The sequence below is a fragment of the Blautia sp. MSK.20.85 genome (genome assembly GCF_013317245.1).
Lineage (GTDB): Bacteria > Bacillota > Clostridia > Lachnospirales > Lachnospiraceae > Blautia_A.
Map to the genome: position 1 here is coordinate 260,546 of NZ_JAAIUN010000001.1, position 12,398 is coordinate 272,943.

General features: G+C 40.0%; 13 protein-coding genes, 7 tRNA genes and 1 rRNA gene. 2 read left to right on the forward strand and 19 right to left on the reverse strand.

The window, feature by feature from the left end:
- Nucleotides 1-223 precede the first annotated feature (223 nt).
- From G5B12_RS01130 to G5B12_RS01140, 3 genes are read right to left on the reverse strand one after another with little or no spacing between them, the layout of a single operon-like run.
- Entirely contained in the window at nt 224-2,425 is a 2,202-nt protein-coding gene (locus tag G5B12_RS01130) for a virulence-associated E family protein (RefSeq protein ID WP_174087601.1), read from the reverse strand.
- Nucleotides 2,422-2,724, reverse strand: coding sequence for a hypothetical protein (locus G5B12_RS01135; RefSeq protein ID WP_174087602.1), 303 nt, complete (start codon nt 2,722-2,724; stop codon nt 2,422-2,424). Before G5B12_RS01135 ends, G5B12_RS01130 begins: the two co-directional genes overlap by 4 nt.
- 11 nt (nt 2,725-2,735) lie before the next feature.
- Nucleotides 2,736-2,936 carry a hypothetical protein gene (locus G5B12_RS01140; RefSeq protein WP_174087603.1) on the reverse strand — a complete coding sequence of 67 codons (201 nt, stop codon included), beginning with the start codon at nt 2,934-2,936 and terminating at the stop codon, nt 2,736-2,738.
- Between the two features lie 248 nt (nt 2,937-3,184).
- Between G5B12_RS01140 and G5B12_RS01145 the strand changes: the two genes are divergently transcribed.
- A complete protein-coding gene (locus tag G5B12_RS01145; protein WP_174087604.1) occupies nt 3,185-3,661 on the forward strand; it encodes a helix-turn-helix domain-containing protein in 477 nt (158 codons plus the stop codon).
- 171 nt (nt 3,662-3,832) lie between these two features.
- On the opposite strand, the gene G5B12_RS01150 is transcribed toward G5B12_RS01145, so the two are convergent.
- The 14 genes from G5B12_RS01150 to G5B12_RS01215 form a co-directional block, all read right to left on the reverse strand.
- On the reverse strand, nt 3,833-4,459 hold the full coding sequence (locus G5B12_RS01150) for a hypothetical protein (RefSeq protein WP_174087605.1): 627 nt from the start codon (nt 4,457-4,459) through the stop codon (nt 3,833-3,835).
- A gap of 201 nt (nt 4,460-4,660) precedes the next feature.
- Nucleotides 4,661-5,089 carry a HEPN domain-containing protein gene (locus G5B12_RS01155; RefSeq protein ID WP_174087606.1) on the reverse strand — a complete coding sequence of 143 codons (429 nt, stop codon included), beginning with the start codon at nt 5,087-5,089 and terminating at the stop codon, nt 4,661-4,663.
- Nucleotides 5,076-5,417, reverse strand: a complete 342-nt coding sequence (locus G5B12_RS01160; RefSeq protein ID WP_174087607.1) for a nucleotidyltransferase domain-containing protein — start codon at nt 5,415-5,417, stop codon at nt 5,076-5,078. The genes G5B12_RS01155 and G5B12_RS01160 overlap by 14 nt, the downstream gene beginning before the upstream one ends.
- Nucleotides 5,418-5,845: 428 nt before the next feature.
- Nucleotides 5,846-6,577: a histidine phosphatase family protein gene (locus G5B12_RS01165; protein ID WP_021976790.1), complete on the reverse strand. Its 732-nt coding sequence runs from the start codon at nt 6,575-6,577 to the stop codon at nt 5,846-5,848.
- A 92-nt stretch (nt 6,578-6,669) separates the two neighbouring features.
- Entirely contained in the window at nt 6,670-7,080 is a 411-nt protein-coding gene (locus G5B12_RS01170) for a metal-dependent transcriptional regulator (protein WP_119248197.1), read from the reverse strand.
- Nucleotides 7,081-7,197: 117 nt separating this feature from the next.
- Nucleotides 7,198-7,782, reverse strand: coding sequence for a TetR/AcrR family transcriptional regulator (locus G5B12_RS01175; RefSeq protein WP_174087608.1), 585 nt, complete (start codon nt 7,780-7,782; stop codon nt 7,198-7,200).
- A 159-nt stretch (nt 7,783-7,941) separates the two neighbouring features.
- A complete protein-coding gene (gene hydE, locus G5B12_RS01180; protein WP_118169485.1) occupies nt 7,942-8,988 on the reverse strand; it encodes a [FeFe] hydrogenase H-cluster radical SAM maturase HydE in 1,047 nt (348 codons plus the stop codon).
- A gap of 184 nt (nt 8,989-9,172) precedes the next feature.
- Nucleotides 9,173-9,925 (reverse strand): tRNA threonylcarbamoyladenosine dehydratase, encoded by a 753-nt coding sequence (locus G5B12_RS01185; RefSeq protein WP_118169487.1) that lies wholly within the window; start codon nt 9,923-9,925, stop codon nt 9,173-9,175.
- A gap of 269 nt (nt 9,926-10,194) precedes the next feature.
- Nucleotides 10,195-10,278: transfer RNA gene (locus tag G5B12_RS01190), tRNA-Leu, on the reverse strand.
- Between the two features lie 24 nt (nt 10,279-10,302).
- Nucleotides 10,303-10,375 (reverse strand) — tRNA-Val (locus tag G5B12_RS01195).
- 9 nt (nt 10,376-10,384) lie between these two features.
- A tRNA-Asp gene (locus tag G5B12_RS01200) sits at nt 10,385-10,458 on the reverse strand.
- Nucleotides 10,459-10,482: 24 nt separating this feature from the next.
- Nucleotides 10,483-10,556, reverse strand: a tRNA-Ile gene (locus G5B12_RS01205).
- A 4-nt stretch (nt 10,557-10,560) separates the two neighbouring features.
- Nucleotides 10,561-10,633: transfer RNA gene (locus G5B12_RS01210), tRNA-Thr, on the reverse strand.
- A gap of 55 nt (nt 10,634-10,688) precedes the next feature.
- Nucleotides 10,689-10,760 (reverse strand) — tRNA-Glu (locus G5B12_RS01215).
- Nucleotides 10,761-11,169: 409 nt separating this feature from the next.
- On the opposite strand from G5B12_RS01215, the gene G5B12_RS01220 reads away from it, so the two are divergent.
- Nucleotides 11,170-11,736 carry a flavodoxin family protein gene (locus G5B12_RS01220; RefSeq protein ID WP_021976337.1) on the forward strand — a complete coding sequence of 189 codons (567 nt, stop codon included), beginning with the start codon at nt 11,170-11,172 and terminating at the stop codon, nt 11,734-11,736.
- A gap of 230 nt (nt 11,737-11,966) precedes the next feature.
- Here the strand turns inward: G5B12_RS01220 and G5B12_RS01225 are convergent.
- Nucleotides 11,967-12,039, reverse strand: a tRNA-Asn gene (locus tag G5B12_RS01225).
- Nucleotides 12,040-12,128: 89 nt separating this feature from the next.
- Nucleotides 12,129-12,398 (reverse strand): 23S ribosomal RNA (locus G5B12_RS01230); the annotation flags it as partial.

Consider the following 12,398-nt stretch of genomic DNA (forward strand, 5'->3'; position numbering starts at 1 on the left):
CCGCCTATAAAATTCGTAGCTACCAAAGCTACAAAAACAACAGCTACAATCTTCCCAAAGAGTTTAAAGTTATATATATACTCTTTTATACCTATATTCTTATATTTATATAATTCTTTTGATATAATGTAGTCTTTGTAGTTATTGTAGAAAGCCTTGTAAATACTGGGTTTAAGCAAGCTACAATCTAACTACAAAGTCAGCTACATTCTTCATTAAGCTCTCAATCAAATGGTATTTCCATCTGTTCTTGCCGTGATGTTGGAACAAATTCAGAAAAGTTTGTAGCCTTTTCATTCTCAGTTTGTAGCACCGTTTTTTGAAATCCGCGCTGTTTACCATATCCTTCAAAATTACGAGGGCTTTTCAGTTTTTTCCATCCTGGTACTTTAGCAATAATATCATTAATCTCTGTGATCTGATATTTTCTAGGCGATACGTTTTCCCCTAACGCTTTTTCCCATATTTCCCTAGCACATACCTGTGTTTTACCTTCCAGGTATTCCTGAATAATCCCCCGCTTGCCATCATCCGCCATATTCGCCTCTTGAAGTTCCTTTGCCTCTTGCATATATGCTTCTGGAAGTATCAGCTGTGGCTTCTCATTTTTCCAAATATGTACAGCCTCAGCCCAAGCCAGCTTGATTGTATCCATGATTTCTGGCACAAAAAGACTTTTTGATGGTTTCTTAACGCCTGTCTGGACAATTAGGAAACGCCTATTTCCCGTTTCATCCTGTAGGAAATCATCTTTATTGGTAGTTCCGGCGAATACACACTGTCTGTAAAATGTGTCTGCCCGCCGCTCATAAGGAATCCTGTATTTATCCTGCGTTGCGGTCAAAAACCTTTTTACACTCTCAACGCCTCCAGCCGTCCGAGCCAGTGATTTTAATTCAGCGAGCTCAATTATCCATGAACCTGTAAGAGACTGCACTGCCTTGTCTGAATCCAGACTGTCTAAGGAATCATTGAACCATGAATCGTCCAAAGCCATCAATTTCAGAAATGTGCTCTTGCCAATACCCTGCGAACCCTGTAATATGATTGTATAATCAAATTTGCTTCCGGGCTTATACACTCTTGAAACAGCTCCTAGCATCCATAAGCGCATTACCTGGTATGTATAATCAGAATCCTCTGCTCCAAGATATTCCGGCAGCAGGCTTCTTATATGCTCTTTTCCATCCCATGTAAGGGAATCCAGTAATTCTCTTACTGGGTGGAATTTATTCCGCATAGAAACATTTTTCAATGCATCTGCAAAGTCCTGTCGGCTTTTAAGCCCATAATCAGCCTGTATCAGTGAAAATAGGGCTGAATCATCATGACTGCTCCATGCTCTGCAATTATTCTCATTTTCCCATGGTACACTACCATATAAGTAAGGTTGCTGTGCAAACTCATTAAGGCGGATTTTCCCGGCGAAACGACTGTCTTTATCCATAACGACTTCAAAATTATGTACAAGCTGTTTTACGCTTTTTACATTTCCATCTTCATCATAGTTACAGTCGAGGAATTTAAAGACTAATGCCGGACCTCCAGCTACTTCGTCCTTGCTTTTTTGTATTACAGATCGTTTTTTGCCTGTATCCTGCTTCTGATCTTGCTGAATATCTGCACAAATCTTCTCTGTATCATCAACATTCCTTATTAAATTTTCAAATTCTTCAACAGTATGTCCTGCTTCGAAATAATCAGTAATGTCTGCTTTAGACATCTCTGGCATTGGAATAATTATCTTGATACTCTTAGCAGTACCTTTTAAGTCTCTTACAACAGTAGACGCTAATTTCTTTCCCGGATCATCATTATCTGCCAAAACTATCACATCTGCGTCTTTACAAAGTTCGGATACATTTTTATTCCAATCATTTGCACCGCCACAAGAAAAAGCAGCGTATCCTTTTTTAACTAAAGTATTAACGTCCTTTTCCCCTTCTGGAATAAATACTGGTTCTTTTCTCTCAATGGCCCGCTTTATACTGGGTATGCTTCCATATACTGCATTAAACGTTTTCTTGTTCTTTCCGTTTAAGCCATAAGCAAAACGCTCATTACTCAAGATTCCAAAAAGCATTTTCTTGCCTTCTAATCGTACTTTTGTATAAGCATAATCACCATTAATGGAAGCATAATTGTACACAGCCTCGATTTTTCTTTTTTCACGATTCTCTATGTACGCTCGCCATCTTTCCTTTGCCAATCCATCTCCGTAAAATAAATCTGACATTTTTAATCCTGCTGCAATAACAACTTCCTCAGTACTACATCCAGCATGGCACTTAATCAATGCTCGATCATTACCATCTGTAAGTGTTAAACTAGCCTCTCTGTCTGCATGTGCCGGACAAATACATTGTGCCTTGCCTGTCCCGCATTTCCTAACTTGAAAGTGTGATAAAATCCTTTCAAAAGTCAACTCTTATCACCTTCCAACTCTACCAAAAGTTCTCTTGCACTCTCTAACACACGCAATGTATTTTCACCACGATTCTCAAGTGTACGAATAAACTTCCGGATTTCCATTGTGTCTCCTGCAGCCGGAAGATAATATCCTCCAGGCGATGTGGTGTTTGATAATATGACTTTGCCAGCCTTACGTTCTGCTTCGATCTGTTTTTGAAGCATTCGGACACTGGAAAAGTGACATTTTACAGTAAGGTACTCCGGTGTCAGTGCGTTTTCTTTACCCGGCAGCAGATTTTCATATACTCCCATAGATCACCACCTTACTCAGAAATTTCGTCCAGATATTTTCTGATTTTTGCTACATTCCAATACACTCTTCTGCCAACACAAAATCTTGCACCTGCTGCTATACCAATCTGTGTTGCTGTCTGTCTTCCTGAATTCAGCATTTTCTGCAATCCAGCAGTATCAACACTTAATGCATCTGAAAATGGGTTTGGATATGATGTTGTTTTTCTCATAATAAATACCTCTGCTTTCTGTCTGATTTCACATTGCCTTATGTGTTTCTTTATGCTATTATGATAATATATTGTTTCGGTTTTTGCAAACAACAGTTTCTGTTTCCTATAAGGATATTATAGCTAAATTTGAAATTTTTTAAGAATGACTTAGAATCTTTAAGAATGATTTAGAATTTCTTAGTTAGTCACAACAAAATAACGAAACAAACTTTGTTTCGCTATTAAAAAAAGGGGGAATTCCTACTATGAAACGAAAAAATTATTATGGGGTAGAATGTGCACAAAGATTAGACGCACTTATGACAGAGCGTAACATTAAAGCACCGGCACTTGCTGAGTTATCTCATTACTCTTCACAGCAAATCCGCAATTTTCGCAATTTTCGAAGACCAATGACGATTGAGGCAGCCTACTCAATAGCTCCTATTTTAGGTGTGCGCCCAGAATATTTATTATGCGAGGATAATTGTAAATCTCCAGAAGAATTGGAAGAATTTCATAAGCGAAAAGAAATGAGTCATTTATTGGATATGAAAATCACTTCTGATATTGCTATACTAACATCTACTATAGTAAAAAATATCGAAACCAATAACGAAAACTCTTTTATTTCTAACAGTGATTATAATGAATTTCGAAAAGATATTTCAGATTATATTCAAATGCGGACAGAAAAATGGTTGCTACCTAGACTCAGAGAAAACCAAAGTCCTGAGACGTAAAAAACGCCCAATACCTCTCCTGATTCCCCTTAAGTAGATCCGGTCATTTACCTTGTCTACTTAAGAGGCATCATGTCATAAGGCATTGAGTGCTTTATTGTGTGTTCGATATTCTGTTTTATATTGGCAAAGCAGCCTCCAGAGAGACTGCCATACTTTACAATTCCATATTTATATTTGTATTACCGATATTTTACTATTATATTTTGATGAATCAAAGATTTTACATATTGCCTTATATTCAATTTGATTAGAAAATTTATCCGTACATCTTATATCAAATTGTAATTCTATATTTTCACCAGAAATTCCTTCATTAGAGAAACGGACTGTCTGCCTCTCTCCCGCTTTCAAAACATCAATCTTTGGTTCCATATTAACGGATGTTGATATTACCTTATTTTCCGCATTAGTAAATATTAACGGACTAATTTCTATATTATCTGCTACATTGTCTGATATATTAGAAAAAGAAATTTCTACATTTTGATAATTCCCACAATATCCATCCAACCTACACTTAATAAGTGGATAATTCTTTTTCAATTCCATGTCTCTCAATATTTTTTCACGCTTATCTGCTTCTTTTCGAATTTGAATATTTTGGTAAATGGATAAACTACTAAAAATAACAGTTCCTAAAAAACTAAGCGTAGCACCATAATATGTCAACACATTTCCGGCCGTCCATCTATTTTCTGGTTTAAAACACAAATTAATACATATAGGTACACCTATGAGCAAAAGTGCCGCTATAATAAAAACCATAATACCCATTGCAATTTTACTTTTTTTCATATTGCCCTCCTGTTCAAATATTATTATATTTTATTTTTATCATACCTTTAAACTAGTTATAACGCAATAATATCAATTCGACATTTTTCGATAAACTATAGTCACATCTTCACAAAAAAAGCCGGAACCTGTTACAGCTCCAGCCCTTCACTTTAATCTTCAAAATATCTTTTACGGGTAATGCTTCTAAAAAATTCATCCTTACTTTTCAGACTTTCTCTTCCATCTTGCCTGTACATACTCTTCTACACGTGACACCAGCTCCTTTGCCGTCTCAATCTGCTCCTCAGCCTCTTCTCTGGTTGCTATATAGAAATCATCATAATCACTGGCGTGACGTATTTCTTCTGATTCAACAATTTTCTTTCCAAGCTTTCTCGGGAAGATCTCCGTTTTCACATAATTCTTATTGAAATTCGCCAGGGCATCTTTATGTCTCTTATATGCATTACCATCCAGTGCATGCACCGCTGATATTGCATGGTAAATCCCATAATATGCCCGGTTATTCGCTCCACGGAACTCTTTGGCTGCTAAAAGGATTTCAGCTGCTTTGATGTCACTTTTAGAGGTTTCAATACGATACAATACCAAATCTTTCTGTGTTCCCTTTTCATTAGGCTGCATCAAATAATTTCACCCCTTCTTTCTTTACATTCGCATAAAACGGGTATACATCGACCCAGTTCTGGAAATGCTGCTGGCTTTTTGCTATCGGTTTAATGTCAAGATCATGGTCCATGTTGAAGTCAAAAGTTTCTCCTGACAGCTCATGACGATACTGTTTAATATCCATGTCTGACAAGTCCAGGAGAATCATTATGTCTATATCAGAATCTGCCTTATAATCTCCTCTTGCATAGGATCCATATAAAATTACTGTCTTTAAATGACTTCCATATATCTTCCGTAATATTTCGGTATACTGATCTAACAGTATCTTTATCGTTACCGGCATAATGTTTTCTCCTTTCCTGCTTCGATGCTTTTTCTTTATTATAACCGAATCACCATATCTTTTCTATTGGTTTCTCACATTCTGTACCATCTAAATCACCATGCAGCAACACATATCTATTGCGTTTTCATACCCCACAGCTTACCCCAATTTTTACCCCACAAACTGATTTTTACCCCACGAGCAAAACTTAATATGTGATAAACACTGACAAAAGCTTTTTTATAAATTTTTCCAGTAAAATCAAGGGTTTCGGGCTTTTTGAAAAGCTACATAATGGCACTAGATAAAAGCGGATGAAACGTTCCCCGTAAAATTATAAATTTTATTAACGAAGTCTAATCATTTCCCAAAATAATCCTGTCGGCCGTTATTTTCTGTCGTATTCCGGAAAATTCCCGAAATATTACAGCCGTCTTTTTTCATCCTTAATCATGTCTCTGCTCTTTGTTATCATAGGTCTCACAGAATCTGGCAGCAAAAGACGGCGGCTCCTGATGAGCATACAGATGTGAAATATCACCAAAAGAACTCATACGGAAGGATGCGATTCCTTTTCTTCGCTCTTCCGTCACAATAGTGCTCACCGATGATGGCGCCGCACAGAAATTCTGCAGCATTACCAGTGGAGAAATGCTGAGAAGATAACTGATCAGCACACAGCTTACTCCGAAATGACAGAAAAATACAAGGGTATCCTCGTTGGCTTTTTCCGCTCTGTAGTAATGGCCCTCACGCACATAACCATGTTCTGCCAGAACTTTATCAAAATTCTGTGTGACCCAGTCATACTCTTCTTTCATTTTTCCTTCTCGCAGGATATCATTATCCCACCAGCGGTCAAAGCTGTAGAAATTCTCGATCTTTGTCCAGTCCTCAGGAAGCCAGTCCCAGGGAATGATCTTTTCTCCGTGCACATCCGGTCTTCTGATCTTCACATCAAATTCTCTGAGCCACTTGCATTCTGTGGCTGTTCTTCCGTTTTTCTTAAGTGTGCAGGATGCGGTATCCTTTGCTCTTCCAAGTGGCGAGACATAAAAATCCCTGACATCAAGAGCAGCGATCTTCTCGGAAAGGAATTCCGCCTCTTTCCAGCCCTTTTCGGTCAGGGAATCTATTGTGTAATCCGGGTCGCCATGTCGTATAAAAAGTAATTTCATCTTTCTGATATCCTCCATTTTATAACCTGGATTTCCATTATATTCTTATTTTTTCAGTTGTCAATTCCTGATGTCCTCTGTGGCAGATCTTTTTAAGCCTGATCTGCAGCATTTTCTTTTACAGATTCCTGCTGTTCTCTCAGCTCATGAACTGCTCTCTTCAGTGCCTGAAAGCTCTCTTCACTGATAATATGCTCAATCCTGCAGGCATCATGAAGTGCTGTTTTTTCGTGCACTCCCAGCATCATCAGCCAGGATGAAATCAGCTGGTGGCGTTCGTATACTTTGTCTGCGATCTTATGTCCTTCTTCTGTCAGGCGGATATCTCCGTTATCTGCTACTGTGATGAGATTTTTCTGGCGGAGATTCTTCATGGCAACGCTGACACTTGGTTTCTTAAAGCCCATTTCTGCCGCAATATCCACGGCTCTTACAAGCGAACTCCTATTTCCAAGAATCAGGATCGTCTCCAGATAATCTTCCGATGATTCATTTGATCTCATTCTGTTTACACCTCCCTCGGTTTGTTAAAACTAACCAAGTTAATCATAGCATACTTTGAGCAAATGAGCAATGGTTTTCACAGAAAAAAAGCCTGACAGCTCAAAGCTGCCAGGTCTTTACTGCTTTCTGCTTATTTCTTCTGCAACTGCCAGGAAACTCTGACAGGAACAGATCTTCAGCATCCTGAAAATTTCCATAAACTTTTCTTTTGAATAATCTCCTCTGAGCAGTTCACTGTATCCCTGTAATTTCGTCTCTGCCAGAATATGTACCAGATCACTATCCACTTCTTTTCCACATTTTTTCTGAAGATTTTCCCGGAGGAACTGTTCCATTCTTATACAGGTATCTTCCCGGAAATTGTCATATCGAGTTCCTTCCGCTCCATCCATAAGGATTCTTGCGATATCCCGGTTTTCCCAGATAAATTCCATAAAAATTCTGTCATATTCTTCTGGCTGCAGCTGTTTTTCCCGATTGGAAAAATCTCCGGTAAGCTCTTTGAGCTTTTCCACCGTTTCTTTCACAATCTCCTCAAAAAGAGCTGCTTTGCTTTCAAAAAAGAAATATAGTGCTCCCGTAGTCACATCTGCCTTTTTGCAGATCGCACGAAGAGAAGCCTTCAGAAATCCCCTGTCTCTGAATTCTTCCTTTCCCGCTTCCAGAAGTCTGCTCCGCACAGCATTTTCTGTTTTTTCCATATTGTACGCACTCCATAATTTTTCCTGTTTTATCCGCATACAGGAAAACTCCGCTTGTTTCTGACCAGCTGTTAATTTTTTAGCAATCTGATCTCACTGGTATTTTACCGTAAATTACTCAAAAAAGAAAGTACTGATACATAAAATATTTGACCCAAATCAGTGAAGCATCATCGGAGAATCCCCACGATCTGTGACGATCTCATAACCAACCGACTCCACACGTCTGGAAAGGCATCCCCTGCATTCCGCAGCTTCCTCTCCTGTGCAGATCTTGTTATCGTAAAGTTCATACTGTTTACGGTTCTTCACCGGGGAAAGATTTGGCATTACTACATTGGCACCTGCCTGAAAACCTTTTTCCCTGCCTCTCGGGTCCAGAGTTCCCAGAGCTGTGGTTGCCGGAAGAAGTACCTGTGGCAGCATGATCCGGATGACAGACAAAAGAAACAGTGTCAGATCCACACTTCCCGCAGGTTCCTCTGCAAATTTCGTATCATGGTGGGGAATAAACGGTCCGATTCCCACCATATGAGGGTTCAGCTCTTTCAGAAAAACAAGATCATCCGCCAGATATTCCATCGTCTGCCCCGGAGCCCCTACCATAAAACCTGCTCCGATCTGATATCCAAGCTCCTTCAGATCATAAAGACATTGTTTCCGGTTTGCAGAACTTAAATTTTCCGGATGGAGGTAACGGTAATGTTCTTCATTGGCTGTCTCATGACGGAGTAAATAACGGTCTGCCCCGGCTTCTTTAAACTTCTGATAACTTTCTTTTGATTTCTCCCCAATAGACAGTGTAATGGCACAGTCCGGATATCCCTGTCTGATGGACTGGATGATGTCCACCATTCGATCATCATTAAACCATGGATCTTCTCCTCCCTGCAGCACAAATGTCCGAAAGCCCAGCTCATGCCCGTTTTCACAGCACATAAGGATTTCTTCTTTTGTAAGGCGGTAACGGCTGACATTCTTGTTTGAACGGCGGATTCCGCAGTAATAGCAGTCATTCCTGCAGTAATTGGTAAATTCGATCAGACCTCGTGTATATATTTTATTTCCAAAATATTTCTTCTGGATACGGACAGCTTCTTCCCGAAGCAGACGAACCGAATCCGGATCCTGATATAAGTGCAGAAGTTCCGGATATTCTTCCCTTGTCAGCTGTCCCTCTTTTATAAATTTTTCAACGATCCCCATACTTTATCTGCCCTTCTCTTTTATTTACAGAATTATCTATAGAAAATATTTTATCATAAAAAATCTGAACATTCTATAAAAAGAACAGCTTTTGCAAAAACAATCAAACTATCAGGAATAAAAAAACAGATACTGCACAGTACGGGTATACTTGCAATATCTGTTTTTACGGAATATTCGGATTTTATTTGATCAGATCTTTTACAACCTCACCGGCAATGATCAGTCCTACTACGGATGGCACGAAAGCGTTGCTTCCCGGTACCTGACGACGCTGGGTACATTTTCTTTTCGTTCCAGGAGGACAGATGCAGTGAGATTTACAACTGATCGCCATGTCATCAATAGGAGTCATTGGTTTTTCCTGTGAATAAACAACTTTCAGCCTTTTAATTCCACGTTTTTTCAATTCGCGACGCATAACCTTTGCCAGCGGGCAGACAGATGTCTTATAAATATCTGTCACCATAAAACCGGTAGGATCCATCTTATTTCCAGCGCCCATAGAGCTGATGATCGGTGTTCCTGAAGCCTTTGCCTGCTCTACAAGCATCAGTTTTCCAGTTACAGTATCAATCGCATCGACCACATAATCATACTGGGAAAAATCAAAGGAATCTGCTGTCTCCGGCACATAGAACGTCTTGTGGATATTTACAACTGCATCCGGATTGATTTCAAGGATACGGTCTCTGGCCACATCAACTTTATATTTTCCTACAGTCTTTCTTGTCGCATAAATCTGGCGATTGATATTGGTAAGGCATACTTTGTCATCATCGATCAGATCCAGTGTTCCAACACCGCTTCTTACCAGGGCTTCTACCGTATATCCGCCTACACCGCCAATTCCAAATACTGCAACTCTGGAATTTTTCAGCTTTTCCATTCCTTCTTTTCCAATTAATAATTCTGTTCTTGAAAACTGATTCAGCATTTTCTGATTTCTCCTTATATTCTTTCCATGTATATTGTACCGACAACAAAGTCCCCCTCCACAGCTTATTGCTTTCCACAATAGAAGCAGGGGACTTACTTGATTCAGTTAATCGGACAAAATAATTCGTTTTATAACTGTCAGGATTCTATCATGGGAAAATAACCTTGTCAATATCCCTACCAACACACTAGGAATATTTTCCCATTTCTGTCAATAAATCTTATGGCACAAAAAAAGATTCCCGAAAATAGGAATCTTACTGATACTGCGGGTAGCCGGACTTGAACCGGCACGGAGTTGCCCCCGAGAGATTTTAAGTCTCTTGTGTCTGCCTATTCCACCATACCCGCATATTCAATTAAATTGTTCAAAAATGGGGCCTATAGGGCTCGAACCTATGACCCTCTGCTTGTAAGGCAGATGCTCTCCCAGCTGAGCTAAGACCCCAAATATGAACGACCCAGAAGAGACTCGAACTCTCGACCTCCGCCGTGACAGGGCGGCGCTCTAACCAACTGAGCCACTGGGCCATGCAAAATATAAAACTTATAAAATGGACCTTCGGGGACTCGAACCCAGGACCGACCGGTTATGAGCCGGTTGCTCTAACCAACTGAGCTAAAGGTCCAAAAAGCCGATGATCGGACTCGAACCGATAACCTGCTGATTACAAATCAGCTGCTCTGCCAATTGAGCCACATCGGCGTATTAAACACCAAATGTTGAATCGAGTCAAATGAATATCCAATTTAGTTTTAAGTGACTCCAAGGGGATTTGAACCCCTGTTACCGCCGTGAAAGGGCGGTGTCTTAACCGCTTGACCATGGAGCCATATTTCTTATTTATTTTTCGCTGTTTCGTATTTCCCTCAGCGACGAGTTAAATAATACCATACCTTTTTCATAATTGCAAGCTTTTTTTTGAAAAATTTCAATTTTTTTTACAAAGCCGTAAAACAGGCCGAAAACCCTTGTAAAATAAGGCTTTCCGAGGGTTCTCATTCTCTCTCTGAAGCATTGTCTTGAAAATTCTTTTCTGTTTTTTTCCAACATTGACATTATTTTTCCGCTGTATATAATTGAAAGTGTAGCGGCCCCAGAGACTATTGTAATCCGGAGGAAATAAACATCAAACCAATGTACGTCGGACAATTTACTCCGATGAGCCGGATTTGATGCAGTTTTTTCCTGAACAACTATAGTCAGCCGCTGAAAATTCATATGAAAGGATGATATTAATAATGAAAGTTTTATTACTGAACGGCAGTCCGCGAAAAGAAGGCTGCACCTATACAGCACTTACAGAAATCGCAGAAACCTTAAAGAAAAATGGAGTGGAGGCAGAAATTTTCCAGGCTGGCGATCCTTCCCCGGAGAACGTTGCTGCCGCAGCAGCCATTATGAAAGAGGCTGATGCCCTTGTTGTCGGCTCTCCGGTTTACTGGGCTTCTCCTTCCGGTCAGATCATTGAATTCATGGATAAATTCGCTTCCAAGGCCGGAAAAGATATGATCCACAAACCAGCCGCAGCAGTCGCTTCCGCAAGACGTGCCGGTACTACTGCAACTCTGGATGTACTGATCAAATATTTCACCTACCATCAGATGCCGGTTGTATCCGGAAACTACTGGCCAATGGTTCACGGTAACACCCCGGATGACGTCAAAAAAGACGCTGAGGGCCTTCAGATCATGCGTACAGTAGGCAATAATATGGCATGGCTCTTAAAATGCATTGAAGCCGGTAAAAAGGCAGGTATTGAGGCGCCTGAGACAGAGCCGAAGATTATGACAAATTTCATTCGATAAAGCGGGATTTTCCTCGGCAGGGTTGTGAAAAGCAATAAGCAGCGAATGGAGACTTGCCAGTTATAAGTTATACTAAAAAACGTGTAGGTATAAATGTTTGTTATTTATATCTACACGTTTTTTATAATTGTTATCTTGTCCTGAATTTTTATCAGAAAACTTGTCTCTATTTTTTAGATATGATATATATAAAAAACCTGTAAACTTCACGTTTACAGGAAATAAAAAAGCTCCCCCTGTTGGACTCGAACCAACGACACTGCGGTTAACAGCCGCATGCTCTACCGACTGAGCTAAGGAGGAATATTTATTAAGGTTTGTACCTTAAAAACTACATACATGCTTGTTGATTGTTAATCAAACTTCTTGAATCAATTCTTAACCTGCGTTTCTTGGTCAAGCCCTCACCCGATTAGTAACAGTCAGCTCCATGTGTTACCACACTTCCACCTCTGCCCTATCTACCTCGTCGTCTTCAAGGGGGTTTACTTCTTAAAGAATGGGATATCTCATCTTGAGGGGGGCTTCACGCTTAGATGCCTTCAGCGTTTATCCCTTCCGGACTTGGCTACCCGGCCATGGCTTTGGCAAGCCAACCGGTCCACCAGCGGTCCGTCCATCCCGGTCCTCTCGTACTAAGGACAGCTCCTCTCAGATATCCT